The organism is Stenotrophomonas sp. 86156_Sma, from assembly GCF_056481625.1.
This window is the reverse complement of the sequence record NZ_CM151157.1, coordinates 831,414-858,215: the sequence shown is the minus strand read 5'-3', so window position 1 is coordinate 858,215 and position 26,802 is coordinate 831,414. Positions and strand designations below refer to the sequence as shown.

25 protein-coding genes and 1 tRNA gene are annotated in these 26,802 nt (G+C 66.7%); 9 read left to right on the top strand and 17 right to left on the bottom strand.

Features of this window, described 5'->3' with window-relative positions:
• The first annotated feature begins 127 nt into the window (after positions 1–127).
• Positions 128–2,860, top strand: coding sequence for a TonB-dependent receptor plug domain-containing protein (locus ACZK33_RS03845; RefSeq protein ID WP_423175672.1), 2,733 nt, complete (start codon positions 128–130; stop codon positions 2,858–2,860).
• Between the two features lie 589 nt (positions 2,861–3,449).
• Here ACZK33_RS03845 and ychF read toward each other — a convergent pair.
• From ychF to ACZK33_RS03800, 9 genes are all read right to left on the bottom strand, one after another.
• Positions 3,450–4,541, bottom strand: coding sequence for a redox-regulated ATPase YchF (gene ychF, locus ACZK33_RS03840; RefSeq protein WP_049422893.1), 1,092 nt, complete (start codon positions 4,539–4,541; stop codon positions 3,450–3,452).
• A gap of 98 nt (positions 4,542–4,639) precedes the next feature.
• Positions 4,640–5,221, bottom strand: coding sequence for a DMP19 family protein (locus tag ACZK33_RS03835; protein ID WP_232528226.1), 582 nt, complete (start codon positions 5,219–5,221; stop codon positions 4,640–4,642).
• Positions 5,222–5,262: 41 nt separating this feature from the next.
• Positions 5,263–5,841 carry an aminoacyl-tRNA hydrolase gene (pth, locus tag ACZK33_RS03830; protein ID WP_125895169.1) on the bottom strand — a complete coding sequence of 193 codons (579 nt, stop codon included), beginning with the start codon at positions 5,839–5,841 and terminating at the stop codon, positions 5,263–5,265.
• A 48-nt stretch (positions 5,842–5,889) separates the two neighbouring features.
• On the bottom strand, positions 5,890–6,507 hold the full coding sequence (locus ACZK33_RS03825) for a 50S ribosomal protein L25/general stress protein Ctc (RefSeq protein WP_014036085.1): 618 nt from the start codon (positions 6,505–6,507) through the stop codon (positions 5,890–5,892).
• 110 nt (positions 6,508–6,617) lie between these two features.
• Complete coding sequence (locus ACZK33_RS03820; RefSeq protein ID WP_005415400.1) at positions 6,618–7,577, bottom strand: ribose-phosphate diphosphokinase; 960 nt, start codon at positions 7,575–7,577, stop codon at positions 6,618–6,620.
• Positions 7,578–7,716: 139 nt separating this feature from the next.
• Positions 7,717–7,793: transfer RNA gene (locus tag ACZK33_RS03815), tRNA-Gln, on the bottom strand.
• An 11-nt stretch (positions 7,794–7,804) separates the two neighbouring features.
• Positions 7,805–8,674: a 4-(cytidine 5'-diphospho)-2-C-methyl-D-erythritol kinase gene (gene ispE / locus ACZK33_RS03810; RefSeq protein ID WP_423175671.1), complete on the bottom strand. Its 870-nt coding sequence runs from the start codon at positions 8,672–8,674 to the stop codon at positions 7,805–7,807.
• The gene (gene lolB / locus ACZK33_RS03805) at positions 8,671–9,330 is read right to left on the bottom strand and encodes a lipoprotein insertase outer membrane protein LolB (RefSeq protein ID WP_423175669.1); all 660 of its coding nucleotides are present in this window, start codon (positions 9,328–9,330) and stop codon (positions 8,671–8,673) included. The genes ispE and lolB overlap by 4 nt, the downstream gene beginning before the upstream one ends.
• A complete protein-coding gene (locus ACZK33_RS03800; protein ID WP_195763241.1) occupies positions 9,327–11,012 on the bottom strand; it encodes a tetratricopeptide repeat protein in 1,686 nt (561 codons plus the stop codon). The genes lolB and ACZK33_RS03800 overlap by 4 nt, the downstream gene beginning before the upstream one ends.
• 63 nt (positions 11,013–11,075) lie before the next feature.
• Between ACZK33_RS03800 and hemA the strand changes: the two genes are divergently transcribed.
• The 4 genes from hemA to ppk2 are packed head-to-tail and all read left to right on the top strand — an operon-like array spanning position 11,076 to position 15,960.
• A complete protein-coding gene (gene hemA / locus ACZK33_RS03795; RefSeq protein ID WP_423175667.1) occupies positions 11,076–12,359 on the top strand; it encodes a glutamyl-tRNA reductase in 1,284 nt (427 codons plus the stop codon).
• Entirely contained in the window at positions 12,337–13,419 is a 1,083-nt protein-coding gene (prfA, locus tag ACZK33_RS03790; RefSeq protein WP_010481754.1) for a peptide chain release factor 1, read from the top strand. The genes hemA and prfA overlap by 23 nt, the downstream gene beginning before the upstream one ends.
• Before the next feature lie 5 nt (positions 13,420–13,424).
• A complete protein-coding gene (locus tag ACZK33_RS03785; RefSeq protein ID WP_423175665.1) occupies positions 13,425–15,131 on the top strand; it encodes an O-linked N-acetylglucosamine transferase, SPINDLY family protein in 1,707 nt (568 codons plus the stop codon).
• 46 nt (positions 15,132–15,177) lie between these two features.
• Positions 15,178–15,960 (top strand): polyphosphate kinase 2, encoded by a 783-nt coding sequence (ppk2, locus tag ACZK33_RS03780; protein ID WP_024957330.1) that lies wholly within the window; start codon positions 15,178–15,180, stop codon positions 15,958–15,960.
• Positions 15,961–16,575: 615 nt separating this feature from the next.
• Here the strand turns inward: ppk2 and ACZK33_RS03775 are convergent.
• Positions 16,576–17,145, bottom strand: a complete 570-nt coding sequence (locus tag ACZK33_RS03775; RefSeq protein WP_423175498.1) for a TlpA family protein disulfide reductase — start codon at positions 17,143–17,145, stop codon at positions 16,576–16,578.
• Positions 17,142–18,416 (bottom strand): YihY family inner membrane protein, encoded by a 1,275-nt coding sequence (locus ACZK33_RS03770; protein WP_032130426.1) that lies wholly within the window; start codon positions 18,414–18,416, stop codon positions 17,142–17,144. The genes ACZK33_RS03775 and ACZK33_RS03770 overlap by 4 nt, the downstream gene beginning before the upstream one ends.
• Before the next feature lie 77 nt (positions 18,417–18,493).
• On the opposite strand from ACZK33_RS03770, the gene wrbA reads away from it, so the two are divergent.
• The 3 genes from wrbA (at position 18,494) to ACZK33_RS03755 (ending at position 19,984) form a co-directional block, all read left to right on the top strand.
• Positions 18,494–19,087: an NAD(P)H:quinone oxidoreductase gene (gene wrbA / locus ACZK33_RS03765; RefSeq protein ID WP_012510135.1), complete on the top strand. Its 594-nt coding sequence runs from the start codon at positions 18,494–18,496 to the stop codon at positions 19,085–19,087.
• On the top strand, positions 19,084–19,419 hold the full coding sequence (locus ACZK33_RS03760) for a DUF2069 domain-containing protein (protein WP_423175496.1): 336 nt from the start codon (positions 19,084–19,086) through the stop codon (positions 19,417–19,419). The genes wrbA and ACZK33_RS03760 overlap by 4 nt, the downstream gene beginning before the upstream one ends.
• Before the next feature lie 79 nt (positions 19,420–19,498).
• Positions 19,499–19,984, top strand: coding sequence for an asparaginase domain-containing protein (locus ACZK33_RS03755; RefSeq protein ID WP_032130424.1), 486 nt, complete (start codon positions 19,499–19,501; stop codon positions 19,982–19,984).
• 120 nt (positions 19,985–20,104) lie between these two features.
• Here ACZK33_RS03755 and ACZK33_RS03750 read toward each other — a convergent pair whose 3' ends face one another.
• From ACZK33_RS03750 to sufT, 6 genes are all read right to left on the bottom strand, one after another.
• A complete protein-coding gene (locus ACZK33_RS03750) occupies positions 20,105–21,844 on the bottom strand; it encodes a S8 family peptidase (protein ID WP_423175495.1) in 1,740 nt (579 codons plus the stop codon).
• Between the two features lie 378 nt (positions 21,845–22,222).
• Positions 22,223–23,245 carry a M23 family metallopeptidase gene (locus ACZK33_RS03745; RefSeq protein ID WP_423175493.1) on the bottom strand — a complete coding sequence of 341 codons (1,023 nt, stop codon included), beginning with the start codon at positions 23,243–23,245 and terminating at the stop codon, positions 22,223–22,225.
• Between the two features lies 1 nt (position 23,246).
• Positions 23,247–23,582: a transcriptional regulator gene (locus tag ACZK33_RS03740; RefSeq protein WP_012510131.1), complete on the bottom strand. Its 336-nt coding sequence runs from the start codon at positions 23,580–23,582 to the stop codon at positions 23,247–23,249.
• On the bottom strand, positions 23,579–24,235 hold the full coding sequence (locus ACZK33_RS03735) for a hypothetical protein (protein ID WP_423175492.1): 657 nt from the start codon (positions 24,233–24,235) through the stop codon (positions 23,579–23,581). The genes ACZK33_RS03740 and ACZK33_RS03735 overlap by 4 nt, the downstream gene beginning before the upstream one ends.
• Before the next feature lie 174 nt (positions 24,236–24,409).
• Positions 24,410–25,504 (bottom strand): branched-chain amino acid aminotransferase, encoded by a 1,095-nt coding sequence (locus ACZK33_RS03730; RefSeq protein ID WP_049463521.1) that lies wholly within the window; start codon positions 25,502–25,504, stop codon positions 24,410–24,412.
• Between the two features lie 59 nt (positions 25,505–25,563).
• Positions 25,564–26,115 carry a putative Fe-S cluster assembly protein SufT gene (gene sufT, locus ACZK33_RS03725; protein ID WP_005415385.1) on the bottom strand — a complete coding sequence of 184 codons (552 nt, stop codon included), beginning with the start codon at positions 26,113–26,115 and terminating at the stop codon, positions 25,564–25,566.
• Positions 26,116–26,237: 122 nt separating this feature from the next.
• Here sufT and ACZK33_RS03720 point away from each other — a divergent pair, with 122 nt between their 5' ends.
• Entirely contained in the window at positions 26,238–26,657 is a 420-nt protein-coding gene (locus ACZK33_RS03720) for a hypothetical protein (RefSeq protein ID WP_423175490.1), read from the top strand.
• The last annotated feature ends 145 nt before the right edge of the window (positions 26,658–26,802 follow it).

The following is a 26,802-nucleotide window of genomic DNA, read 5'->3' as shown; positions in this document are numbered from 1 at the left end:
TTTGCCAGATAGGGACCCAGTAGTCAAGGGCATGAAAAAGGCGTTAAATGCGCGCGCCCATTCCGGAAATCTGAATGGGGGACAGGGCCCCTCCTCTGCGGGCCGGCTTCATTTCCGAGAATTCCTCATGCGTAGAAAGGCGATGGCGTGGTCGATCCAGCTGGCGTTGATGGGCGTGGCTGCTTCCGCGGCGGCCCAGGCACCGGCTTCCTCTTCGGTTCAACAACTGGATGCGGTGCAGGTCACCGGTTCGCGCATTCCGCGCGCCCAGGTGGAAGGCCCCGCCCCGATCACGGTGATCAGCGCCGAGCAGATCCGCTCCAGCGGCTTCACCAGCGTGCCCGACGTGCTGCGCTCGATGACCCAGAACGGCGGTGAGACGCAGAGCCAGCAGTCGTCCAGCGGCGCCGACTTCTCGCCGGGCGCCCAGCAGGTGGACCTGCGCGGGCTGGGCCCGAATCACACGCTGGTGCTGGTCAATGGCCGCCGCATCGCCGACTTCCCGATGCCGTTCAAGGGCCGCAGCAACTTCACCGATGTCTCCAACATCCCGCTGGGCATGATCGAGCGCATCGAAGTGCTGACCGGCAGTGCCTCGGCCATCTACGGTTCGGACGCGATCGCCGGCGTGGTCAACTTCATCCTGAAGAAGAAGGCCGACGGCACCACCGTCGACATGCGCATGGGCACCACCAGCGAAGGCGGTGGCGAGTCGTTCGACATGAGCCTGGCCAGTGGCTTCAGCCGTGGCAACTTCAACGCCGTATACAGCGTTGAACTGCAGTCGCAGACCCCGCTGTGGGCGTACGAGCGCGACATCCAGGATTCGACCCAGGACGGCCCCACCGAGGGCTCACGCATCGCACGCCGCGCTTACCTGCGCACGGACTACAACGACGACTACCTGGATCCGGGCGCGGTCACCTGCGAAGCGCTGGCCGGGCAGAACCAGGGCAGCACCTACCGCGCCTACCGCCCGCGCTACGGTTACTACTGCGGCAGCGACAGCTCGATCGGCTACGGCACCATCCTCAGCAAGCGCCGCGGCGCCAATGGCTACGCCTCGCTGAGCTACGACTTCGACAACGGCCAGCAGTGGTTCGCCGATGTGCAGCTGGGCTACCACACGATGTCGCTGATGCGCGACGTCACCAAGTGGGGCCGCATGGACGCCAACGGCGATGAGTCGGGCTATTTCAACAACCAGGCCACCGGCGAGATCGAGTTCTGGCAGCGCCAGTTCTCGCCCGAGGAGATGGGTGGCCTGCGCAATGCAATGGTGCGCAGCACGCAGAAGACCTTCAGCGTGACCACCGGCTTCAAGGGCAACCTGGCCGGCAACTGGGACTACGAAGCGGCCCTGAGCCATTCGCAGTACCAGTCGCGGATCAGCTGGGCACAGATCATCGCCGCCAAAGCCAATGACCTGTTCCTGGGCCCGCAGCTGGGCGTGGACGACGACGGCTTCCCGATCTACAACGCCGACCCGTCGCGCCTGTACCGGCCGCTGACCCGCGCCGAGTACGATTCGATCGCGGCGCGCACCACCTACACCCCGAAGTCGCGCACCGAGACGGCTGCGTTCACGCTGACCAATTCCGCGCTGCTCGGCCTGCCGGGCGGTGATGCCGGCTTCGCCGCGACCGTGGAAGTGGGCCAGCAGGCGTACTCGCTGAACCCCGATCCGCTGGCGACCCAGTACTACTACTACAGCTGGAAGGATTCGGACGGCAAGGGCTCGCGCAACCGCTGGGCGACCGCTGCGGAGCTGCGCATGCCGCTGCACGAGACGGTCAACCTGAGCGTGGCCGGCCGCTACGACCAGTACCGCTATTCCGGCCACACCATCGGCAAGGCGACCTGGAGCGGTGGCCTGGAATGGCGCCCGATCGACACGCTGCTGGTACGCGGTTCGTATGGCACTGCGTTCCGCGCACCGGACCTGCACTACGTGTTCGCCGGCCCGGGCAACGACGAGACTGACGTAGTGGATCTGTACGACTGTCGCGCCAATGGCACCGAATGCGACGAAGACGTCAGTATCATCCGCAGCCGCACCGGCAATCGCCAGCTCGACCCGGAAACCAGCACCTCGTGGAGTGCCGGCTTCGTCTGGTCGCCGGCGATCGGCCTGGACCTGTCGGTGGACTGGTTCGACATCGACATGCGCAAGCAGGTGCAGGACATGGACGTGCGCACGATCCTGGCCAGCGAAGCGAACTGCCGCCTCGGCAGTGCCGACATCAACTCGCCGACCTGCGTGGACGCGCTCGACCGCATCACCCGCACCAGTGATGGCCGCCTGTACGGCGTGCGTGTCGCCCCGATCAACGTCGCCCGCGAATCCACCTCCGGCATCGACATTGGCCTGCGCTACCGCCTGCAGACCGGCATCGGCGACTTCATCCTCAACGGCACCCACACCTGGGTGAAGAAGCACGATTTCCAGCGCTACCCCGGTGATCCGATCCAGGACCAGTTCGCGGTCAACAGCAACTTCGACATCCCGCGTACCAAGACCAGCCTGAGCGTGACCTGGGAGAAGGACGCGTGGTCGGCCACGGTCTATGGTTCGCGCCTGGGCAAGCTGCCGACCTCGGACAGCTACGACCAGGTATTCAAGTGGGACAGCGGTGACAGCCCGTACATCAAGGCAACCTACCGCTACAACGCGTCGCTGCAGTACCGCTTCGACGACCACTCGCGCCTGTCGCTGTCGGTGGTCAACGTGTTCAACAAGATGCCGCCGAAGGACGCCACGTACACCGCGTATCCGTACTACGACGTGTCCTGGTTCGACAGCGTCGGCCGCACCATCAACCTGCAGTACACCCACAAGTTCGGTGGCAGCGCGCTGTAAGGCACGCCGCATTGCAGAACGTGGACGACAGGGCCCGCCATTGGCGGGCCTTGTTGTTTGGGAACCTGGCTCTGGTAGATGCCCACCTTGGTGGGCACTGATCTGCCACGCGCCCACCAAGGTGGGCGACTACCAGAGCGGGCCACGCGGGTTTTCCACACCGCGCGTGGAAAGCGATGGGAACTTGGTGTGGACAAGTGGCCGCGAGGCTTGCAGTGCGGGCGTTTCCGGACGTGGTGATTTTTTGTCCATGTCCTTCGATTGTTTTCCACACCGGACGTGGAGAGCGATGGGAACTTGGTGTGGACAAGTGGGCGCGAGCATTGCAGCGCAGGCGTTTCGAAGCGTGGTGAAATTCTGTCCACGGTCCGACTGCACTGATCGGGGTCGGAGCCCTTTCCCGTGGAAAGGGATCCGCCCCCACGGTTTTCCACATCCGGCGTGGAAAGCGATGGGAGTTTGCTGTGGACAAGTGCCGGCAAACGTCGCACCGCAAGCGTTTCGCAGCCTGGTGCTTTTTTGTCCATCACCAGAAACGCGAACGCCCCGCACAAGGCGGGGCGTCCTGGGTCGATCCGATGCCGCTGGATCAGACGTTGAAGCGGAAGTGCAGCACGTCGCCTTCCTGCACGCGGTATTCCTTGCCTTCCAGGCGCAGGCGACCGGCTTCCTTGGCGCCGGCTTCGCCCTTGTACTTGATGAAGTCGTCATACGCGATGGTTTCAGCGCGGATGAAGCCCTTCTCGAAGTCGGTGTGGATGACCGCGGCGGCCTGCGGGGCGGTGGCGCCCTTGCGCACGGTCCACGCACGGACTTCCTTCACGCCAGCGGTGAAGTAGGTCTGCAGGCCGAGCAGGCTGTAGGCCGCGTTGATCACGCGGTTCAGGCCCGGCTCGCTCAGGCCCAGATCGGCCAGGAAGGTATCGCGGTCTTCGTCATCGAGCTGGGACAGCTCTTCTTCGATCGCGGCCGACACCGGCACCACCTGCGCGCCTTCGGCGGCAGCATGCGCACGCACGGCTTCCAGGTGCGGGTTGTTGTCGAAACCGTCTTCCAGCACGTTGGCGATGTACATCACCGGCTTCAGGGTCAGCAGGAACAGATCGCGTACCAGCGCCTTCTCTTCCTCATCCAGGCCCACCGAACGGCCGGACTTGCCGTCGGACAGCGCCGCCTGCAGCTTGGCCAGCACCGGCTTGCGCGCCGCGGCGTCCTTGTCACCCCCCTTGGCCGCACGCTCGGCGCGGTTCAGCGCCTTCTCGACGCTGTCCAGGTCGGCCAGCGCCAGCTCGGTATCGATGGTTTCGATGTCCGAGATCGGGTCGACCTTGTTGTTGACGTGGATGACGTCGGCGTTCTCGAAGCAGCGCACCACGTGGGTGATCGCATCGACTTCACGGATGTGCGCCAGGAACTTGTTGCCCAGGCCTTCACCGCTGGCGGCACCGGCAACCAGGCCGGCAATGTCGACGAATTCGACCGCGGTCGGGATGACCTTCTGCGGGTTGATGATCGCTGCCAGCTCGTTCAGGCGCGGATCCGGCACCGGCACGATGCCGACGTTCGGTTCGATGGTGCAGAACGGGAAGTTCGCCGCGGCGATACCCGCCTTGGTCAGCGCATTGAACAGGGTCGACTTGCCGACGTTGGGCAGGCCGACGATGCCGCATTTGATACCCATGGGTTGAATCCGGGTTTGAGTGTAAGTGGATGATTCGGGATTCAAGGCTCGCCTGCGGGCATGCCTTCAATCCCCAATCGTCCTTCCAGTAGCCCGCGCTAGAACGCGGCGTACAACCTGTGACGTTCTGCGTACGCTTTCAGCAGTTCTTCAAGCTGGCCCTCGTCGACCAGTGCATAGAATCGCCCATCCAGCGCATCAAGTGCTGTTTCGACTTCATCGTCGAGCCACCCGTCAGCACGATAGATCTGCAGGCGTCTTTGCGCATGATGATCTTCCATGGCCTCATTGCCAAACAGTAGCTGCTGGGCAGCGAGCACGATGTCTCGCACGCCAAGCTGCTGCATCTCCCCAAGCCCTGCAAGCGCTTCAGCAATGTAGGCGCCAGCAGAATTGAGGAAATAGGCATCAAGCCCTCCACGATAGACATCATTGATGAGCGCGTTGATCGCAAAGTAACGCTGATCCTGCACTGACAATCCGGCAAATCCACAACCGTTCCCGTGGACCTGTTCGATCAACCAATGCCAATGCCGCCCCTCTGCGGATTCTCCGAAGCGCTTCCGCTCTTCGCGAATCTCCCGATCCCGCGTTCTCGCCATTTCCATGCTTTGCCGCGTTCCATTCCGGCACGGCATGCAGAGCCCATTGTTCCGGGCCGCCGTCGCCAGCAGGATCATGGCGCCACACACGGTGCAGGGAGTACGCGGGTCGGTCATGGTCAGCGCGGAGTGTGCAGCCGCTTCATCGCTTCGCTGAAATCGCCCTGCACCGCCAGCGGCAGCACGTCGATCGCATCATCGATGGCGCGCGCGATCAGCACGTCGTCGTCCTTCGACGGGCGACCAAGCACCCAACCCACCACGCGATCCTTGTGGCCGGGGTGGCCGATGCCCACGCGCAGGCGATGGAACTTTCCGTGGCCGAGCAGGCGGATGGTGTCGCGCAGGCCGTTCTGGCCACCGTGGCCACCGTCGAACTTCAGCCGCGCCACGCCGGGCGCCAGGTCCAGTTCGTCGTGGGCCAGCAGGGTTTCTTCTGGCTCGATCTTCCAGAACCGCTGTGCGGCGGTGACCGACTTGCCGCTGAGGTTCATGAAGGTGGCGGGCTTGAGCAGCCACACCGTCTGCCCGGCGATCTCGACCTTGGCGGTCTCACCGAACAGCTTGCTGTCCACATTCCATCGGGCACCGGCTTTTTCCGCCAGGGCCTCAACGAAATGAAACCCGGCATTGTGCCGGGTCCGGGCGTGTTCCGATCCGGGGTTGCCCAGACCGACGATCAGTCGCAGTCCTGCCATGGTTCCTTCCAATACGGTGCCTGCCCGGAGGCAGGCACCGTAGCGGTATTACTCGGCGGCAGCCGCTTCTTCGTCAGCCGCGTCGGCCTTGCCGGCCTTGGCGGTGACGATGGCGTCGTCGTGGTCCTTGCCCAGCGCCAGGGCCGGGATTTCCACGCCTTTCGGCAGCTTGATGTTGGACAGGTACACCACGTCACCGGCCTTCAGCTCGCCCAGGTCGACTTCGATCGACTCCGGCAGGTCCTTCGGCAGGCAGGTGATGGTCACTTCCTTCAGTTCGTGGGTGACCACGACGTCGGCAGCCTTGCCGGCCGGCGAGGTGTCTTCGTTGATGAAGTGCAGCGGGACCGAAGCGGTCAGGGCTTCGTTCTCATTCACGCGCTGGAAGTCCAGGTGCATGATCAGCTGCTTGTACGGGTGGCGCTGCATGTCACGCAGCAGGACCTTCTGCACCTGGCCGTCCAGGTTCAGGTCCAGGATCGAGGCATAGAACCACTCGTTCTGCTGGGCCAGCCAGATTTCGTTGTGGTCCAGGCTGATGGCGACCGGCTCGGCGTTGCCGCCGTACACGATGGCCGGGATCACACCAGCGTGACGCAGGCGGCGGCTCGCACCCTTACGCTGCAGTTCACGCTTGGTGACCTTGATTTCATGGGTCTTCGACATTTTCGACTACTCAGGTTGTTGCCGCGCCTTGCGGCGTGGCGGTTGAAGATGCTTCCGCGACCAGAAGCACCCGGGGTATGTCCCCGCCGTTGCCGGCAGGGACGAAAAACTCAGTCGACGTACAGCGAGCTGACCGACTCGCCGAAGGCGATGCGGCGCATCGTTTCGGCCAGCATTTCCGCCACGCTCAGCTGGCGGATCTTGCTGCACACCCGCGCTGCGTCCTTCAGCGGGATGGTGTCGGTCACCACCAGCTCGTCGAGCTGGGAATTGGTGATGTTGTCCACCGCCGGGCCCGACAGCACCGCGTGGGTGCAGTAGGCGGCGACCTTGAGCGCACCGCGCGCCTTCAGGGCAGCGGCAGCGGCGCACAGGGTGCCGGCGGTATCGACGATGTCATCGACCATCACGCAGGTCTTGCCTTCGACGTCACCGATGATGTTCATCACGGTGGAGACGTTGGCGCGCGGGCGGCGCTTGTCGATGATCGCCAGATCGGCGTCATCCAGGCGCTTGGCGACCGCACGGGCGCGGACCACGCCGCCCACGTCCGGCGACACAACGATCAGGTTCTCGGTGCCGTAGGCGCGCCAGATGTCGGCCAGCAGCAGCGGGGACGCATACACGTTGTCCACCGGAATATCGAAGAAGCCCTGGATCTGGTCGGCGTGCAGGTCGACGGTCAGCACGCGATCAGCGCCAGCGGTGCTGAACATCTTCGCCGCCAGCTTGGCGGTGATCGGCACGCGCGAGGAACGCATGCGGCGATCCTGGCGCGAGTAGCCGAAGTACGGCACCACGGCGGTCACGCTGGCCACCGATGCGCGCTTGAGCGCGTCGATCAGCACCAGCAGTTCCATCAGGTTTTCCGCGCTCGGCGCGCAGGTCGGCTGGATCACGAACACGTCCTGCTTGCGGACGTTCTCTTCGATTTCCACCTGCACTTCACCATCGGAGAAGTGCGAGACCAGCGCCTTGCCCGGGCGAACCCCCAGTTCCTTGCAGATGTTCTGCGCCAGACGTTTGTTGGCGTTGCCGGAAAAGACCAGCAGGTTCGGGGACTCTTGCATCATGATTGTCTCGGGCGGGGACGAGTGGCGGGGATCCGGAGTCGGCAAGGACCCGATGGACCCTTGCTGCTGACAACACCGCGGTTGTTTCCACGTCCCGCGCAGGTGATGCGCTGGAAGGCGCGGACACAGCCGCTATTGGCAGGGGCGGTAGGATTCGAACCTACGAATGCCAGGATCAAAACCTGGTGCCTTGGGCCTCTTGGCGACGCCCCTGCATTGATAAATCAGTGTTGCTCGAGTGCATCCAGCAGTGGCGAACGCGCAACGCCCGCTGCCACCCTTGCCCGCAACTCCTTCGGCAACTTCGATCGTCCCTGCTCTGCGGCAGACTGCGATGCGAACTCGACGAAACAACCACTTCCCGAACCGGTCAGCCGCGCCGTGCCGATGTCGCTCAACGCTGCGAACGCTGCCTCGACGGCAGGCTCACGGCGGCGCAGCACCGGTTCGAACGCGTTCCCGACCAGGGTTCCGGAAGCGAAGTCCTCTATTTTCGCCACTGGGCTGTCGCGCGTCAAATCCGGGTCTGCGAACAGGGCCGGGGTGGGAACATGAACGCCCGGTTCAACCACCACATACCAGGCCGGTTCCAGCACGATCGGCTGCAGGCGCTCGCCCACCCCTTCGGCCCAGGCATTGCGCCCGCGCACGAACACCGGCACGTCCGCACCCAGGCGGAGGCCCAGCGCGGCAAGCGCGTCCTCGTCCAGACCGGCCCGCCACAGGCGGTTCAGCACCACCAGCACGGTGGCGGCATCGGACGAACCGCCGCCGAAGCCGCCACCGGCAGATACATGCTTTTCAACGATGATGTCCGCACCTTGCGCGACATTTGCCTCATCCTGGAGCAGGCGCGCGGCCCGCACCGCCAGGTCATCCGCCTCGGCCACGCCAGCCAAGCCCTCGCCCTGCCGACGCACCTGGCCGTCTTCACGCAGGCGCAGGCCGATGCGGTCGCCCCAGTCCAGCAGGCGGAACACGGTCTGCAGCTCGTGGTAACCGTCGGCGCGGCGGCCGGTGATATGCAGGAACAGGTTCAGCTTGGCCGGGGCCGGCCACCAGGACCAGCCCGCGTCGTCGCGCCCGGCACTCATGGCGTACCCTGCCCCCACTGGTCCACCAGCAGGCGCACCTTGGCGTCGCCATTGCTGGCTTCGATCCGGCGCGGCAACGCCGGGCGCCCGGCCTCGGCCGGGTACCAGTCCAGGTACTGCACCTGCCAGCCCATCTGCTGCATGCGACGCGGCCGGCCTTCACCGTCGCGCTCGACCTTCTCCGGGCCAGCGGCGTCGCCGGCCACCAGGCCGCGGATCCACTCCGGCAGCTGGTTGACCGGAATGTCCCAGCCAGTCGCCTCCAGCAGCAGCTGCTGGGCATCCTCGCCGTCACGCGGACCGCCGGCCAGCCCTTCCAGACGGCCAGCTTCGGAATGGGTATCGCCGGTCAGCTTCCAGCTCTGCCGGGTCACCGGCGCGCTCAGCTCGACCACATAACGGCGCCCTTCCTGCTTCCAGTCGATGCGACCGCTGCCACCGTCCTTGCCCTTGCTGACCGCGACCCGGCCCTGGAAGGCCCAGTCCGGCCGTGCCTGCAGCGCGGCCACGCGTGCGGCCTCGGCCTGCGCGGCTTCGGCGGACACGATCTCGACCACCGCCGGCGCCGGGGTCTTCTGCGTGCCCACGCTGGTGCAGGCGCTGACCGCCAGGGTCGCGGCCGCCAACAGCAGCGGCCGGATCAGGGAAACACTCATGGATTGAATTTCTCGCGGGCGCGCAGCAGCGCGCGGTTTTCAGGATCGAGCTTGGCCGCTTCCTCGAAGAAATGACGGGCCTCATCGTGCTTGCCCAGCACCCACAGCACTTCGCCAACGTGCGAAGCGATCTCCGGGTCCTTGGCCAGGGTCCAGGCCCGGCGCAGCTGCACCAGTGCCTCTTCCTTGCGGCCCAGGCGATACAGCACCCAGCCGTAGCTGTCGACGATGGCGGCGTTGTCCGGTTCGGCCACGCGGGCGCGGTCGATCAGCTCCAGTGCTTCCTGCAGGCGGCCGGTGCGATCGGCCAGGGTGTAACCCAGCGCGTTCAAAGCCGGCACGTTCTCCGGTTCGGTCACCAGGATCTTGCGCAGATCCGCCTCGGCGCGCGGGATGTCGTCGCGGCGTTCCCAGGTGAGCGCACGGGCGTACAGCAGGCCGTTGTCATCCGGGTAAGCGGCCAGGCCGCGGGCCAGCGCATCCAGTTCACCGGCGCTGTCGTCGGCGCGCTGGCGCAGTTCGGCTTCCAGCAGGTAGGCGTCGCGGCGCACGTCGTCGTCGACCACCGCATCGGACTGGATCGCATGCACTTCTTCCAGCGCCAGCGGCAGGCGCCCGGCCAGGGCCTGGGCATTGGCCGCGCGCAGGCGCGCCTCGCTCAGCTCATCGCCACCGGGCACGCTGTGGTACCACTGCACTGCCTCGGGATAACGCTTCAGGTACTCGGCGATCTTGCCCAGCAGCAGGCGCTGCGCCGGGTCCGGCTTGGCCGCCTGCCGCGACAGTTCGTTGTAGAGATTGGACAGCGCGGCCTTGTCGCCCTGCTTGGCCAGCAGCGAGGCGCGCATGCCCCAGGTCTGCACGTCCTGCGGACCGAACGCCAGCACGCGCTCGGCGGCGGACGGCTGGCCGAGACTGTCATAGGCAATGGCCACCGCATTGCGCAGTTCCGGGTCCTGGCGGGTCTTCGGCTCCACATCGTGCAGCAGCGACAACGCCTTGCCGGTCTCGCCCGCCTGCTGCAGCTGGCTGGCACGCAGCAGCGCCACACGTGGCTCTTCCGGGAAGCGCTTGACCACTTCATCGATCATGCGCCGGGCCAGCTCGGGCTTTTCCATGCGCAGGGCAAGGCGGCCAAACTCCTGCCAGGCTTCGATCTTCGGCGGAATGGCATTGGCGTCGACCAGCTCACCCAGCACCTGCGCGGGCACCGCCGGATCACGGCCGCCACCGATCAGTGCGGCCAGGGCGAACTTCCAGCCGCGCTCGTCGGGGTCGGCCAGCAGGCCCTGCAGTTCGGTGCGGGCCGCCTTCACATCGCCCTGGCGCATGGCCAGCGCACCGGCCGCACTGCGCATGGTCAACGAACGCGGGGCGCGCTGCTGCCACAGGGCCAGGCCCTTGGCGGCGCTGGCATCATCGTTGGCGAGCATGGAAATGCGGGTCGCGCGCTCGGCCAGGCCGGCGTCGCCGTCGGTCTGCTGGGCCGCCTGCAGGTACCAGCGCGCGGCCTCGGCCAGCTTGCCGGCCTGCAGGGCGAACTCACCGGCCATCACCGGTTCCAGCGCCAGTTCCTCAGTGGCCGGGGCCCGTACGGGGGCCTTGGCCGGCACCGCCGCCAGGGCCTGGCTGCAGGCCAGGGACAGCAGCAGAACACTGGGGATGCGAATCAATGCGGGCATCGTCGGCATCGGGGCCTTAAAATGTCGTCCAATGGCCAGCAGCTTATCGCAAGCAACTGAACAATGACCCTGTGGGTGCTCGGACTGAATCACCAGACCGCACCGGTGGAGCTGCGCGAGCGCGCGGCCTTCGCCGGTGAGGCGTTGCGGCGCGCGCTCGGTTCGCTGCGCGATACTCCGCAGATCGCCGAGGCGGTGCTGCTGTCCACCTGCAACCGCACCGAGCTGTACGCCGTGGCCGATTCGGCACAGGCGCTGGACCAGTGGCTGCACACCCAGGCCGGCGACCTGCAGGGCTACCTGTACCAGCACGCCGACGCCGAGGCCGTACGTCACCTGTTCCGGGTCGCCACCGGGCTGGACTCGATGGTGCTGGGTGAACCGCAGATCCTCGGCCAGGTGAAGGATGCCTGGTCGACCGCGCGCGACCATGGCCTGCTCGGCCAACGCCTGGACCGCCTGTTCCAGCAGACCTTCTCGGTGGCCAAGCGTGCGCGCACCGATACCCAGGTCGGCGCCAACCCGGTATCGGTGGCGTCGGCTGCGGTGCGCCTGGCGCAGAACGCGTTCGCGCGGCTGGACGGTTCCACCGTACTGCTGGTCGGTGCCGGCGAGACCATCGAACTGGCTGCACGGCACCTGAGCGAAGGCAAGGTACGCCGGCTGCTGATCGCCAACCGCACCCTCGCCCACGCGCAGGAACTGGCCAGCCGACATGGTGGCGTGGCGCTGCCGCTGACCGAACTGGACCGCCACCTGGGTGAGGCCGACGTGGTGTTCTCGGCCACCGCTGCGCGCGAACCGGTGATCCATCGCGAAATGGTGGCCAAGGCCCTGCGCGCGCGCCGGCACAAGCCGATGCTGCTGTTCGACCTGGCCGTACCGCGCGACATCGAGGCCGAGGTCGGCACGCTCAACGACGCCTTCCTCTACACCGTGGACGATCTCGAACGCGCGGTGGAAGACAACCGCCGTGGTCGCCGCGAAGCGGCCGCCGAGGCCGAAGCGATCATCGACCTTCAGGTGTCGCGCTTCGTCGAGACCCAGCAGGCCAGTGCCCACCAGGCGCCGCTGCGACAGCTGCGCGCGTTCGGCGAAGCCACCCGCACCGAACTGCTGGAGCGCGCGCGACAGCAGCTGGCCAACGGCAAGCCGGCCGACGAAGTGCTGGAACTGCTGGCCCACGGCCTGACCAATCGACTCCTGCACCCGCCCACTGCTGCGCTGCGCGCGGCCGCGCTGAGCGGCGATGCTGACCTGACCCGCGCCGCCGAGCGCCTGTTCCCGGCCACGCCGGGTTACCGCCACCCACCCGTGAGACCCGATGACGCCGACCCTGCGCCGTAAGCTGGAAGCGCTGGCCGAGCGCCGCGAAGAACTGGAACGCCTGCTCGCCGAACCCGATGTGGTCGCCGACAACACTCGTTTCCGCGACCTTTCGCGCGAATTCGCCCAACTTGAACCGATCGCCATCGCCCTGGCCGATGAAGCCCGTGCCAAGGCCGATCTGGCCGCCGCCGAAGGCATGCGCGCCGACCCGGACCTGCGCGAGCTGGCCGATGAGGAAATCGCTGCTGCACAGGCGCGCCTGCAGGAACTGGAGCAGGAGCTGGCGCTGCTGCTGGTGCCGCGCGACCCGCGTGACGAAGGCAACCTGTTCCTGGAAGTGCGCGCCGGTACCGGCGGCGACGAGGCCGCGATCTTTGCCGGCGACCTGTTCCGCATGTACGCCCGCTACGCCGAGCGCCAGGGCTGGAAGGTCGAGATCGAATCGGACAGCCCGGGCGAGCATGGCGGCTACAAGGAAGTGGTGGCGCGCGTGGTCGGGCGTGGCGCGTTCTCGCGCCTGAAGTTCGAATCGGGCACGCACCGCGTGCAGCGCGTGCCGGCCACCGAATCGCAGGGCCGCATCCATACCTCGGCGGCCACCGTGGCGATCATTCCCGAGGCCGATGAGGTCGATGACATCGTCATCAACCCGGCCGACCTGAAGGTGGATACGTTCCGTTCGTCCGGTGCCGGCGGCCAGCACGTCAACAAGACCGAATCGGCCATCCGCATCACCCACGTGCCGACCGGCGTGGTGGTGGAATGCCAGACCGAGCGCAGCCAGCACGCCAACCGCGACAAGGCGATGAAGCGCCTGAAGGCACAGCTGCTCGATGCCGAGCGCCAGCGCCAGGACGCGGCGCAGGCCGAGTCGCGGCGCCTGCAGGTGGGCAGCGGTGACCGCAGCCAGCGCATCCGCACCTACAACTTCCCGCAGGGCCGGATCACCGACCACCGCGTGGAAGGCCTGACCCTGTACGACCTGCCCAACGTGCTGGCCGGCGACCTCGACCCGCTGCTGCAGCGGCTCAGCCACGAGCACCAGGTCGACGCCCTGGCCCAGTTGTCGGCGGGCTGAGTCGCATGTCGGCCTGGCAGCAGCGGCAGCACCTGCAACAGGCGATTGCACGCCAGCCGGGCGACTTCGTCGCCTGGGTGATGCTGGCGGACCTGGAACTGGAAGCCGGCGACATCGCCGCCGGCGAGCAGGCCGCGCGCCGTGCACTGCAGCTGCGCCCGAACCACCCTGAAGCGCTGGCGCGGCTGGGCCGCGTGGCCTGGATGGCCGGCGCGCATGCCGATGCGGCGAAACTGCTCGGCCAGGCCTCGGCGTTGGCCCCGCAGCACCCGGGCATTGCCCTGTGGCTGGGCCATGCGCTGGAAGATGCCGATGATGCCGAAGGCGCGGCGGCAGCCTATCGCCGTGCGCATGCACTGATGCCGGGCGAACCCTATATCGCCGCCCAGCGCCTGGCCTGGCAGCGTCGCCTGTGCGACTGGCAGGACGTGGACGCGCTGGCGGCACAGGTACGTGGTGCACTTGCCTCTGGGCAGGGCGTGGTCGAACCGTTCGCGTTCCTCAGCGAAGATGCCAGCGCAGCCGAGCAGTTGGCCTGCGCGCGTGCCCGTGCATCCGCCGTTGCCGCTTCAGTGCGGCCGTTGCCGCCAGTGAAGGTGCGTTCCCAGGGCCCGCTGCGGGTCGGCTTCCTTTCCAATGGTTTCGGCGCCCATCCCACCGGATTGTTGACCGTGGCCCTGTTCGAGCAGTTGCGTCATGACCCGGCGTTGCAGCTGCACCTGTTCGCGTTGAACCACGATGACGGCAGCCGCATCCGCCAGCGCCTGCAGGTGGCCACGCAGCTGCATGATGTGGCCGCGCTGCGCCATGCAGACACTGCTGCACGCATCCGCGCACAGGGCATCGACCTGCTGTTCGACCTGCGCGGCTGGGGCGGCGGCGGTACGCCGGAAGTGCTGGCGATGCGCCCTGCCCCGCTGCAGTTGAACTGGCTGGCCTATCCCGGCACGTCCGGTGCGCCGTGGATGGATGCGGTGATCGGCGACAGCTTCGTTCTGCCGCCGTCACTGGAACCCCACTACAGCGAGCGCGTACTGCGCCTGCCGCGTGCGTTCCAGCCCTCGGACAACACCCGCTTGCTCGAACCGGCACCGTCCCGGGCCGAGTGCGGCCTGCCCGAACAGGGCGTGGTGTTCTGCTGCTTCAACAACAGCTACAAGCTCAATCCACGCAGCATGGGCCGCGCCTTCGCGGTGCTGCAGGCGGTACCCGGCAGCGTACTGTGGCTGCTGTCCGGTCCCGGCCAGGCCGACGCGCGCCTGCGCAGCGCCGCACAGGCCGCTGGCCTGGATCCGGCACGCCTGGTGTTCATGGCCAAGCTGCCACATCCGCAGTACCTGGCTCGCTATCCGCTGGCCGACCTGTTCCTCGACACGCATCCGTACAACGCGCACACCACCGCCTCCGATGCGCTGTGGGCCGGCTGCCCGGTACTGACCTGCCCCGGCGACACCTTCGCCGCGCGCGTGGCCGGCAGCCTCAATCACCATCTGGGGCTGGCACGGATGAATGTCGCCGACGATGCGGCATTCATCGCCACCGCCAGTACGCTGGGCAATGACCCGTCGGCGCTGGCCACGCTGCGCGCCGAAGTGGCCCAGGCACGCGACCACAGTGGACTGTTCGACATGGCCGGCTTCGCCCGCAACCTGTCGGCGCTGCTGCAGCGGCTGGCCGGCGAGCATGGCTGGCAGGGCCTCGACATCGCCTGAGCGATCCCTGCGCTACGCTCGGGCTTCCTCCCCGCGTGGTGTGATGATGGCCAAGCTCAAGCGCAAGGACTACGACGAATTGCTGCTGCCGCTGCAGCTGGAACTGACCGCGATGGCGCGCTGGGTGCAGCACAGCGGGCAACGCCTGCTGGTGCTGTTCGAAGGCCGAGATACCGCAGGCAAAGGCGGCGCGATCCAGGCCATCAGCCAGCACCTCAACCCGCGTCAATGCCGGGTGGTGGCACTGCCCAAGCCCACCGACCGCGAAGCCACCCAGTGGTATTTCCAGCGCTATGCCTCGCACCTTCCGGCCGCCGGCGAGATCGTGCTGATGGACCGCAGCTGGTACAACCGTGCCGGCGTGGAGCGGGTGATGGGCTACTGCAGCGAAACCGAGTACCAGCAGTTCCTGCATCAGGCGCCGGTATTCGAGCAACTGCTGGTGGACGACGGCATCCTGCTGTTCAAATACTGGCTGTGCGTGGATCAGGAACAGCAGGAAAAACGCTTCGCCGAGCGCCACCTCGATCCGCTGAAGGGCTGGAAGCTCTCCCCGGTGGACCTGAAATCCCGCAGCAAGTACAGCGCCTACACCGAGGCCCGCGAGGCGATGCTGCGCGCGACGCATCGCGAGGCGGCACCGTGGACGCTGGTGGATTTCAACGACCAGCGGTTGGGTCGGCTGACGCTGGTGCGCAACCTGCTGGACCGGTTGCCGGACACGCGGGTGGATGCACCGTTGCCGGAGCTGCCGAAGCTGAAGGGCAAGCTGCATCGCGAGCACTACGATGTACTGAAGCCGATCGAGGACTTCCCGGTCGAAGATTAGGGTGGGTCGGCAGGGCCTGCGGCCCTGCACCTGCTCAACGCAACGGCAACAGCAACAGCGGCTATCCGCGGGATGGCGGGGCGGTGTGGGTGGGCAGGACACGCCGTAGACCCGTCCATGGGGGCTCGATGGCGCCATCCATGGCGCCAACGGTCCTGCCCACCCACACCGCCCCACCTCTGACAGATCCCTGCGGCTGTTGGTAGGTGTCGACCTTGGTCGACACAGTAGATCCACGCCATGCGTGGATGCTTTTCGATTCCCATTCGAAATATTCGATTCCGATGGAGATTCATCCACGCATGGCGTGGATCTACTGCAGATCGCGGAGATCTGTCGAAGGCGGGGTGGGTCCGGTTGCGGGGGCGTGAGCCGCATGGCCCGAGGCATGCCTCGGGCGGGTTGGGCAGGATGCCCAACCCCGGTCTTGCCGTGTGCGCAGGACTGCGCACACGAGCAAGCGGCGACCGAGCTTACATGGACGTACTTGCAGCGGCCCCCGCAACCGGCCCCACCCCGCCATCCCTCAGGAGACCCGCCTTTGCTTCGGCTGTTGCTGTTGCTGTTGCTCTGGCCTCCACGGGTGCAGGGCCGCAGGCCCTGCCGACCAACCCACTACTTTGCGCTGGCGATCTGCTTTTCGATGTCGGCGGCCGTCACTGGGCCGAGGAAGGTGTGCGCCAGCTTGCCCTGCGGATTCAGCAGATGCGTCAACGGCAGGCCTCGCGGCGTGGCGAAGTCCGCCGGCGGATCGAACGGGTCCACGATCACGATCGGATAGGTCACCGGGTGCTTGGTCAGGAACGACTGCATCTCCGGTACCTCGATATCCTCATAGGCCAGGCCAACCACCTCGATGTTGCTGCGCATCGCATGCAGCGCCGACAGCTCCGGCATCTCCTTGCGGCACGGGGCACACCAGGTCGCCCAGAAATTCACGATCACCCACTTGCCGCGGTGCGCCGCCAGGTCGTAGTCGCTGCCATCCACCGCCTTCATCTTCAGCGTGGGGAACTCGGCAGTGGTGCGCTCGGCCGGGGTCTCTTCGACCGGTGCCGGTGTGGTCGGCGTCGGTGCCTGTGCTGGCGGCTGGCTGCTGGCGGGGGTCGGCTCCTGGGCCGGTTTGCAGGCCGACAGCGCCAGCAACAGGGCCAGCGGGAGCAGCAACGGGGTCTTGCGGGTCATGGCATGTCTCCGGAATCGGTGTAGATATCGCTGACCTTGCGCTTGAGGCGTTCGCGCAGGGGCAGCCGCAGATCGTCCAGTGCCGCCAGCGCAGCACGGCCCAGTGTGTCGTCGCGGTATGGCAGATGCTGCTCGGCTACCGGAATGCGCAGCTGGGTACATTCGTACAGATCGGCCAGGCTGACCTGGTCCAGGTCGCGCGAGAGCAGCCATTCGCCACGTTCATCGCGGCGCAGCAGGCCGATCTCCTGCAGGTTGCAGGCCAGGTCCTGCAGCAGCGAATCGGTCAGCATCGGCTCCAGCCGCAGGATTTCATCATCGGCCAGGCCCTTGCCCTTGGCTCGGGCATGGTGGAAGCGGCCGAGCAGGCGCAGCAGGCCATAGAACTCGTAGCCCTGCGGCAGGCGCAGTTCCACCGGCTGGTAGCGGAAGGCGGCCATCGACGAGGACAGCGACGCGCCCAGCAGCACCGCCACCCAGCACAGGTAGATCCACAGCAGCAGGATCGGCACGAAGGCGACCGTGCCGTAGAGCTTCTGGTAGGACTGGAAGCTGCCCAGGTAGGCGCCGATGCCCCACTTCACCAGTTCCAGGATGACCGCCGCGAGAATCGCGCCGGGCACCGCGTGCCGCCATTTCACGGTGTGGTGCGGCACCACCCGGAACATCAGCGTTATACAGACGAACTCGATCAGGATCGGCGCCAGCCGCAGCGCGAACTCGGCCAGCCAGCGGCCCTCCTGGGTGCCGAACAGTGGCATCGCGAACACCCGCGCCGACACCGCCAGCGAAGCGGCAGCGAGCATTGCGCCCAGGGTCAGCACGGTCCAGTAGACCAGGAAGCGGGTCAGCTTGGGCCGGGTCGAGCCCACGCGCCAGATCTGGTTGAAGGTCTCTTCAACGCTGTTGAGGGTGATCAGCAACGAGACCACCAGTGCGATGAAGCCGGCGGCGGTGAGCTGGCCGGCACTGGCCGAGAACTGCCGCAGGTAGCCCTCCGCCGCACGCGCGGCGTTGGGCACGAAGTTGGAGAAGACGTAATCGCTGAGCTGGTCACTCCAGCGGTCGAAGACAGGGAAGGCCGAGAGCACGCCGAACACCACGATGGCCAGCGGCACCAGCGCGAACACCGTGGTGTAGGCCAGCGCCGCCGCTGCCTGGAACAGGCGGTCGTCGAGGAAGCGATGCCACAGGAAGCGGCCGAAACTGATGGCCCGTGCGCGATCCCGCGCGCGCTCCATCCACAGGTTGAGCGTATCCAAAGGTTCCATCGGCGAAAGGGTACCCGATGCGGAATGCTCGCAGGATAGCCATACTGGTGGCCACACGACGAGGAGAAGCGGGCACGATGGGCGAGATTCTGGTGCTGTACTACAGCCGGGGCGGTTCAGTGGCACGGCTGGCGCGCCAGATCGCGCGGGGCATCGGCGAAGTGCCGGGCATGACCGCGCGCCTGCGCACAGTGCCGCCGGTGGCCGCCGTGACCCAGACCGCACAACCTCCGGTCCCCGACGATGGTGCCCCCTACGTGAGCGTGCAGGACCTGGTCGAATGCCAGGGCCTGCTGCTCGGCAGCCCGACCCGCTTCGGCAACATGGCGGCGCCGGTCAAGCACTTCCTGGACGGGCTGGGCGCCGAATGGGTCAACGGCACCCTCTCCGGCAAGCCGGCCGGCGTGTTCACCTCCACCGCCTCGATGCATGGCGGCCAGGAATCGACCCTGCTGTCGATGCAGGTGCCGCTGCTGCACCATGGCTGCGTGATCGTCGGCATCCCGTTCACCGAGCCGGCGCTGAGCCACACCACCAGTGGCGGCACGCCGTATGGCGCCAGCCATGTGGCCGGTGCAGCCGACGACCCGCAGCCGACCGACGATGAAGCCGTGCTGGCGCGCGCGCTGGGCCGCCGGGTGGCCGACATCGCACAGCGGTTGGCCCGATGAGCGCCGCGCCGCGCACGGCCCTGCTGCTGGCCCTGATGGGGCTGGCCGCGCTGTTCGCCGGCTGGTTCATCAATGACAAGCACTGGCTGGCCACCCAGCTGGTGTTCACCGCGCCGCCGCTGGCGTTGGCCGTTGCCCTGCGACTGGGCTGGCGCAAGGCCGGTTTCTGGGCCTCGGTGCTGGCCCTGGGCTGGTTCAGCCACGGGGTGATGAGTGCCTGGAGCCACCCGGAAACACGCTGGCTGGCGCTGATCGAGATCGCGCTGGCGCTGCTGGTGATCTTCAGCGCCAGCCTGCCGGGGCTGCGCGCCCGCTTCAGCAAGCGACGCTGACGCTGCGGCCGCCGGGCCGTATCATCTGTGTTCCTGGCCCCGCGCCGCTGTACCTGTCCTGGTTTCGCGCATGCACATGATGGAAGAGCTCCTGGTCGTCACCACCGGTGGCACGATCGACAAGATCTACTTCGACGACAAGTCGGACTACCAGATCGGCGACCCCCAGATCGGCATGATCCTGCGCGAGCTGGGCGTGACGTTCCGCTTCAACGTGATTCCGATCCTGCGCAAGGATTCGCTGCACATCAACGATGAGGACCGCGAACTGATCCGCGCCACCATCGCCGCGCAGCCGACCCGCCACGTGCTGGTGACCCACGGCACCGATTCGATGGTGCAGACCGGCCAGGTGCTGGCGACGATCCCGGACAAGACCATCGTGATGACCGGCGCGCTGAGCCCGGCGCGTTTCCGCGGCTCGGATGCGGAGTTCAACATCGGCTGCGCGATCGGTGCGGTACAGTCGCTGCCGAGCGGCGTGTACATCGCGATGAACGGGCGGATTTTCGACCCGCAGCACGTGCGCAAGAACGTGGCCGCGAACCGCTTCGAATCGGTCTGAGGAACAGCGTGCCGACCAAGGTCGGCACCTACTACGACGCGGCGGCTCGTATCACCGCGCGTCCCCATGCAAAAACGCCCCGGCCGGAGCCGGGGCGTGCCCATGGAGAGGGGCTTGGGCTCAGTACTGGGCGTTGAGAGTCAGGCCCGAGAAGGTGCTGTAGGCCTTCACCCGCACATACCACGTGCCGGCAGCCGGACTGTTGATGGTGCAGGTCTCGCTGTTGCCGCTCAGGTACGGGCGGCAGGTGTAGGCGGTATCGGTCGGGGCACTGCCCTGGCGCACGTACAGGTCGGCATCACCGCTGCCGCCACTGATCGCCACGCGCAGCTGGGTGCTGCCGGCCGGAACGTTCACGGTGTAACTCAGCGAAGCGCCGCTGGCAGCGCCGAGGCCGGTAACCGGAACGTTGTTCTGCAGGACGTTGCCACCCGGGTTCGGGCCGCCACCGTTGATCGCCGCAGCCACGGCCGCGTCGGCGTCGATGATGCCGGCGCCGCAGCCGCCCGAGCAGGCGCCCGGCAGCGGACGTGCAGTGCTCTTGATGATGCTCTCCACCTGCGCCGGGCTCAGCGGGCTCGGGGCTACGGACTGCATCAGCGCGACCACGCCGGCCACGTGCGGTGCTGCCATCGAGGTGCCGTTGTACGAAGCGTAGCTGGCACTGCCCGGGGTGGTGGTGCCGCTGTTGAGGGTGGACAGGATGCCCTGGCCCGGTGCCGAGATGTCGATGCCGTTGCCATAGTTGGAGAAGCTGGCACGCGCACCGGCCGAGGTGGTGGCCGCCACTGCGATCACGTTCGGGCAGTTGGCCGGCACCGACGAGGACACGTTGGTGTTGCTGTTGCCGGCAGCGACCACCACGGTGGTGCCACGCCCGACAGCGCCATTGATCGCGTTCTGGTAGGTGGTCGAGCAGCTGCCGCCGCCGCCCAGCGAGAGGTTGATGACCTCGGCCGGATTGGCATTGGCCGGCACGCCGCTGACGCTGCCACCGGACGCCCACACGATCGCGTCGGCAATGTCGGAGGTGTAACCGCCGCACTTGCCGAGCACGCGCACCGGCACGACCTTGGCGTTGAACGCAGTACCTGCCACGCCGGTGCTGTTGTTGGTCACCGCCGCTACCGTGCCGGCCACGTGGGTGCCGTGCCAGCTGGAGTTCGAACCCGGGTAGCCCGCCTGGCACTCGTTGTCGCCGTACCAGTCGCCCTCATCGTTCGGGTTGTTGTCGCGGCCGTTGCCGTCGCGCGCCATCGCCGCATCACTGATGAAGTCGTAGCCCGGCAGGATGTTGGCATTGAGGTCGGCGTGATTGGTGATGCCGGTATCGATCACCGCCACGACCACACCGGTGCCGGTGGCCTTGTCCCAGGCCGGCCGGATGTTGATGCCGGCATTGGAGGTGCCGAAGCCCCATTGCTCGCTGAAGCGGGTGTCGTTCGGGGTCAGCGTGGCACGCATGATCTGGTCGACTTCAACGTACTCCACGTTCGGGTCGGCGGCCAGCTTGCGCATCAGCTGCTCGGATTCGGCCTGGTCGAGCGGACGATCGGTCTTGACCAGGGTCGGGCCGACGGCCAGCTTGCGGACCTGCTGCAGGCCCAGCGCGCGGCCCTGGCTGCTGGCCAGGCCGGCGGCGGCGCTCTTCAGCGAAGAGGCCAGTGCGGTGGTGTTGGCCACCGGCGCGCTGCCGTCGCGGTACTTCACGATGAAACGCTGGTGGGTCTGTGCGGACTGCAGGCCGCTGAGCTGGACATCACCGGCCAGCGCAGGCGTGGCCAGCAGCAGCGATGACAGAACGGACGCACCAAGGACCACCCACACTCGACGCACACGCTGTTGCGTTACCTGGGACATCGTATTTCCCTTTCTTGTGGTGTGAATGCCGGAATCGGCAGAAGCACCGGCCCGAACCCTGGGCTGGCTTGCATTGGCGAGGTTCGAAGTCCGGCGAGTCAGCGGATCCCCCTAACGATCCGCCGTGCAGATGACGCTAATGACCAAAACCGGACACCACAAGATTTTCAGCGTCTTTTCAGCAAGATGAAATGTTCGTTCTGAGACTTTTCGGGTCGAGGGTTTGTGAAGGTGAAGGAACTTTCTCCTGCCCTGCACGCACCTGACTGGGTCATCACGTGTCCTGCGATGACTTTGCCGACATCGGCGTCCACTGCTGACACCAACGACGGCGCAGCGTGCCCGCGGCGTGCCTGCCCATCGCGTCGGACGCGCTGACTACTTTGCCTGCGGGAGGCGCGCCGGCCGGATCCGCTGACCTTTGACCGGCTCGCCGCGCGCAACCGGCTGGTCATCGGCCACATAACCGGAGAACTGTGCTGGCAGCGCTTCGCCGACACCGAACACGGGCCCGGCCTGCAGCTGGTAGTGCAGGTGCGGCTCGGAGGAGTTGCCGCTGTTGCCACAGTCACCGAGGTGCGCGCCGCTGCGGACAGCCTGTCCCTGCGCCACACGCACACTGCCCTGGCGCAGGTGCGCCAGCACCGAGTATTCCTCGTTGCCGTGGTCGAGGATGACGCGGTTGCCGGTGAGCTGGGCGGCATTCATCTGGCCCGGCACGTTGTCGGCGACACCCTCGATCACCTCCACCACCGTGCCGTCGGCGGGCGCGAGGATCGGGCGACCGAAGCAGTAGTAATCATCGTTGCGCAGGCCATCGCCACGGTGCGACCGGCCATCGCGGACCACCAGCAGATCCAGCGCGAAGCGCTGGCCGGCATGGGCCGCATGGTAGTTCTGTTCGACGGTACGCCCGCCCCAGAACACGTAGTACTCATCGTTGAACGGCAGTTGCAGCCGTGTGCGGGTCTGGTAGTCGAGGAACCCGCTCGCTGCGGCCTGCGGCGGCGTGGTCTGTAGCGGGCGGATGTAGAAGCCGCCAATCCGCCCGTCGGCATCGATGGCCCACAGCACCTGGATGACGTCTGGGCTCCTGGCGAAGCGCGCCTGCCGCAGATAGGTGTCGAATCCATCAACCTTCTCGACCTTCTCACTGACCAGCTCGGTTTCTGCGCCCCAGCCCGCCAGCACCTGCTCGCGCAGCGCCACCAGGTTCTGCGGGGACTGCAGCCCCGCCTGCATCTGCGGCGTCATCCGTTCCCACAGGGCGTCGATGTGCCCTTCGTAGAACTGCGTGGTCAGCGCAGCTCCCTGTTGGCGCGGATCTGCAGCCGCAGCCGCGCCGATGAGGGCAGAGAAGGAAACAACCAGAACTGCAAACAGGCGCGGGAGCAATGTCATGTCAGGCGTCCTTTCGATCCGGATCGGGAATGCCGGCAACGATCGCCGCCAGCTGCGTGCGGTACTCGGCCAGGGCAGTGCGGCCCATCGGCGTCAACTGCAGGGTGGTCAATGGGCGCTTGCCGCGGAACGACTTGTCGATTGCGACCAGCCCTGCCGCTTCAAGCTTGCTCAGATGGCTGGAGAGGTTGCCCTTGCTCAACCCGCTGAGATGTTCGACAAAGCCGAACTCGGCCGATTCGGCACCTGCCAGGATCGACAGGATCAGCAGGCGTGCCGGCTCGTGGATCAAGCGGTCGAGCTGGAGCAATGCTCTGGAATCAGGCAGCTGGGTCATCCGACGTTCGTCCGCGCCACCATGAACGCGCGCATCTCCACCTGCAGCCGCTGGAAGCGCTGGTGGTCACGCCAGCCGACCACGATCAGTGCGATGGATGCCAGCGGGAACACCGCCGTGCTCGGGCCGAAGCCATACGCCTGCCCGGTGAAGGCCAGCGCGGCCTGGCACAGCAGGAACACGCCCACGATGAACTCCAGCGGCGTACGCAGCCAGCGCCACACCACCCAGGGCAGCAGCGCCACCACGGCCAGGTAACCGATGGCGCGCAGGTCCCAGGGCAGCTCGCCCATCGGCGCCAGCCGGGTCAGCACGCTGCCGATCACCAGCACGCTTACCAGCGCGGTGAAGGCGATGAAGAAGCGCTGGAAGTTGCGTTCTGCCGGCGTGACCTGCTCCTCAACCTGGCCCAGGCGCTGGTAGTAGCGGCGCGCCAGCCACTGCTTGCCGACGATCCACAGCACCGGCACGGCAATCAGCACGATGCGCAGCGCCAGGGTGGTCGGCAGCAGCGCGCCGGCAAGGAACGAGGCCAGGCAGGCAATGCCGCCTGCCATCGCCGACAGGCCCCCGGCACTTCGCGAGTACCGCGAATATTCACGGGTCAGCGCCTGCAGGCGCGAGGAAGGATCAATGACGGACGGCTGCTGCATGACACGCTCCATCGGGGTCGCTTGAATTTAGTTTGCATTGCAAACCTATTTGCGTCAAGCGCCCGTCTGCTGCGGTCGACGGGCGGGCCCACAACGCAGAAAGCCCGTCACTGGGACGGGCTTTCAAGAAGCGCCGCCGGGCATGGCCCGGCGCTACCGGTTCAACGCGGGCGATCAGCCCAGCTTGACCAGCCAGTTGTGGCGGTCCGGCAGGCGGCCGTACTGGATGTCGGTCAGTTCCTTGCGCAGCGACATGGTCACTTCGCCGGCCGGGGCGTTGATGTCGCCCACCGAGAAGCCCTCGCCCTTCAGCTGGCCGATCGGGGTAACTACCGCCGCGGTGCCGCAGGCGAACACTTCGGTGATCTCGCCGGAGGCAACGCCGTCCTTCCACTCGTCGATGCTGACCTTGCGCTCTTCGACCTTCATGCCGCGGTCGCGGGCCAGCTGCAGGATGCTCTCGCGGGTGATGCCTTCGAGGATGCTGCCGGACAGCTGCGGGGTAACCAGCGTGCCGTCCTTGTAGACCAGGAACACGTTCATGCCACCCAGTTCTTCCAGGTACTTGCCCTCGACCGGGTCGAGGAACAGCACCTGCGAGCAGCCCTGTGCCTGCGCCTTCTGCTGCGGCAGCAGCGAAGCCGCGTAGTTGCCACCGCACTTGGCGGCACCGGTGCCGCCCTTGGCTGCACGTGCGTATTCGGTGGACAGCCAGATCGACACCGGGGCGACGCCCTTGGCGAAGTACGGGCCGGCCGGGCTGGCGATGACGTAGTAGCCGGCCTTGTGCGCGCCGCGCACGCCGAGGAAGGCTTCGTCGCCGATCATGAACGGACGGAAGTACAGGCTCGACTCATCGGCCGACGGCACCCAGGCGCTGTCGACGGCGATCAGCTGCTTCAGCGATTCAACGAAGATCTCCACCGGCAGTTCCGGCAGCGCCAGGCGCTGCGCCGAACGCTGCAGGCGACGGCCGTTGGCATCCGGGCGGAAGGTCCAGATCGAACCGTCGGCATGGCGGTAGGCCTTGATGCCCTCGAAGATTTCCTGGCCGTAGTGCAGCACGGCCGCGGCCGGGTCCAGCTGCAGCGGACCGTAGGCGCGCACGTTGGCGTTGTGCCAGCCGGTGTCCTTGTCCCAGCGCACTTCCACCATGTGGTCGGTGAAGTGCAGGCCGAAACCCGGCTTCTCCAGGATCTGGGCGCGCTCTTCAGCGCTGCGCGGGTGGTCCGAACGGGTGACGGCGAAGCTGGGAATGGACTGGGACACCGGAGATTTCCTGTTCTGGTTGCGGGTAATGCCCGGCCCGCGTCACTGCGGGCCGTGGGTCAAAGCATGCCGGTCTCGAGCCGGGCCGCCTCGGACATCATGTGCTGGTTCCACGGCGGGTCGAACACCAGGTCGACGTCGGCCTCGGCCACCGTCGGAATCATTTCGAGCTTGCTGCGCACGTCGTCGACCAGGATCTCGCCCATGCCGCAGCCCGGTGCGGTCAGGGTCATCTTCACGTCGATCTCGCGCTTGCCTTCGTCCAGGTGCTTGATCTCGACCTCGTAGACCAGGCCCAGTTCGACGATGTTCACCGGAATTTCCGGATCGAAGCAGGTGCGCAGCTGCTGCCACACCAGCTGTTCCACCTGTTCATCGGTGGCGTCGGCCGGCAGCTCGAGCGGTGCCGGTGCCTCCTTGCCGATGGCGTCGCCGTCCTTGCCGGCGATGCGGAACAGGTTGCCCTCGACGAACACCGAATAACTGCCGCCCAGCGCCTGGGTGATGTACCCATAGCTGCCGGCGGGCAGGGTCACGGTGTCGCCCTGCGGGACCATCACGGCCTCGCAATCGCGTTCGAAGTGGACAGGTTCGCTGCTACGGGAATACATGGGGACCGATATGGGGCCGTGGCCAAGGCCACGCAAGACGGCATTCTAGCCCAGCCGCCCTGCCGCCGCCGGTGCACTGCGGCAAACCACAGTATCCTGTGGGTGATCTTCAGGGAGCTTCGATGTCCTCCAATGCCGCGCGTGCCAGGACCGTGACCTGGCTCTGGCCCCTCATGCTGTTGCTGGGTCTGCTTGTTGCTCCCCTCGCCTGGATGGTCCTGGCGCTGATGACCGGCCGACAGGTCGGCTGGATGGCGGTAGTGTCCGCCCTGGAACTGGTGTTCATGCTGCGCCTGGGCACACTGGGCCCGGGCCGGCTGCGCATCGCCCTGGTCGTGCTGGGCACCCTGCTGGTGGCCGCCGTGGCCAACTGGGCCATTGCCAGCGCCTGGATGGGCGGCTCGATCGGCCTGGACCTGTGGGCCGCCACCACGCGGATGGGCCCGCACCTGGCCTGGACCCTGGTCACCCTGGCCAATGGTGCGATGGAATGGCTGTGGCTGGCCGTGGCCGTGGTCGTGGGCGCCTGGCTGGCGCGCTGACCCACCGGCAGGTAGTGCCGGCCGCGGGCCGGTAGAAGCGTGCGGACCAAGGTCCGCACCTACCCGATGCAACCACCACGCATGGATTCGGTAGTGCCGGCCGCTGGCCGGCAGAAGCATGCGGACCAAGGTCCGCACCTACCCG

Excerpts from the sequence above, each read along its gene's own strand:
- sufT (WP_005415385.1), bottom strand. The coding sequence starts at position 26,115 with ATGTATTCCCGTAGCAGCGAACCTGTCCACTTCGAACGCGATTGCGAG.
- ACZK33_RS03845 (WP_423175672.1), top strand. The coding sequence starts at position 128 with ATGCGTAGAAAGGCGATGGCGTGGTCGATCCAGCTGGCGTTGATGGGC.
- ACZK33_RS03800 (WP_195763241.1), bottom strand. The coding sequence starts at position 11,012 with ATGCCCGCATTGATTCGCATCCCCAGTGTTCTGCTGCTGTCCCTGGCC.
- ispE (WP_423175671.1), bottom strand. The coding sequence starts at position 8,674 with ATGAGTGCCGGGCGCGACGACGCGGGCTGGTCCTGGTGGCCGGCCCCG.
- pth (WP_125895169.1), bottom strand. The coding sequence starts at position 5,841 with ATGGCAGGACTGCGACTGATCGTCGGTCTGGGCAACCCCGGATCGGAA.
- ACZK33_RS03785 (WP_423175665.1), top strand. The coding sequence starts at position 13,425 with ATGTCGGCCTGGCAGCAGCGGCAGCACCTGCAACAGGCGATTGCACGC.
- lolB (WP_423175669.1), bottom strand. The coding sequence starts at position 9,330 with ATGAGTGTTTCCCTGATCCGGCCGCTGCTGTTGGCGGCCGCGACCCTG.
- prfA (WP_010481754.1), top strand. The coding sequence starts at position 12,337 with ATGACGCCGACCCTGCGCCGTAAGCTGGAAGCGCTGGCCGAGCGCCGC.
- ACZK33_RS03770 (WP_032130426.1), bottom strand. The coding sequence starts at position 18,416 with ATGGAACCTTTGGATACGCTCAACCTGTGGATGGAGCGCGCGCGGGAT.
- ACZK33_RS03755 (WP_032130424.1), top strand. The coding sequence starts at position 19,499 with ATGGAAGAGCTCCTGGTCGTCACCACCGGTGGCACGATCGACAAGATC.
- ACZK33_RS03745 (WP_423175493.1), bottom strand. The coding sequence starts at position 23,245 with ATGACATTGCTCCCGCGCCTGTTTGCAGTTCTGGTTGTTTCCTTCTCT.
- wrbA (WP_012510135.1), top strand. The coding sequence starts at position 18,494 with ATGGGCGAGATTCTGGTGCTGTACTACAGCCGGGGCGGTTCAGTGGCA.
- hemA (WP_423175667.1), top strand. The coding sequence starts at position 11,076 with ATGACCCTGTGGGTGCTCGGACTGAATCACCAGACCGCACCGGTGGAG.
- ychF (WP_049422893.1), bottom strand. The coding sequence starts at position 4,541 with ATGGGTATCAAATGCGGCATCGTCGGCCTGCCCAACGTCGGCAAGTCG.
- ACZK33_RS03720 (WP_423175490.1), top strand. The coding sequence starts at position 26,238 with ATGTCCTCCAATGCCGCGCGTGCCAGGACCGTGACCTGGCTCTGGCCC.
- ACZK33_RS03750 (WP_423175495.1), bottom strand. The coding sequence starts at position 21,844 with ATGTCCCAGGTAACGCAACAGCGTGTGCGTCGAGTGTGGGTGGTCCTT.
- ACZK33_RS03775 (WP_423175498.1), bottom strand. The coding sequence starts at position 17,145 with ATGACCCGCAAGACCCCGTTGCTGCTCCCGCTGGCCCTGTTGCTGGCG.
- ACZK33_RS03740 (WP_012510131.1), bottom strand. The coding sequence starts at position 23,582 with ATGACCCAGCTGCCTGATTCCAGAGCATTGCTCCAGCTCGACCGCTTG.
- ACZK33_RS03760 (WP_423175496.1), top strand. The coding sequence starts at position 19,084 with ATGAGCGCCGCGCCGCGCACGGCCCTGCTGCTGGCCCTGATGGGGCTG.
- ACZK33_RS03825 (WP_014036085.1), bottom strand. The coding sequence starts at position 6,507 with ATGTCGAAGACCCATGAAATCAAGGTCACCAAGCGTGAACTGCAGCGT.
- ppk2 (WP_024957330.1), top strand. The coding sequence starts at position 15,178 with ATGGCCAAGCTCAAGCGCAAGGACTACGACGAATTGCTGCTGCCGCTG.
- ACZK33_RS03735 (WP_423175492.1), bottom strand. The coding sequence starts at position 24,235 with ATGCAGCAGCCGTCCGTCATTGATCCTTCCTCGCGCCTGCAGGCGCTG.
- ACZK33_RS03835 (WP_232528226.1), bottom strand. The coding sequence starts at position 5,221 with ATGATCCTGCTGGCGACGGCGGCCCGGAACAATGGGCTCTGCATGCCG.
- ACZK33_RS03820 (WP_005415400.1), bottom strand. The coding sequence starts at position 7,577 with ATGCAAGAGTCCCCGAACCTGCTGGTCTTTTCCGGCAACGCCAACAAA.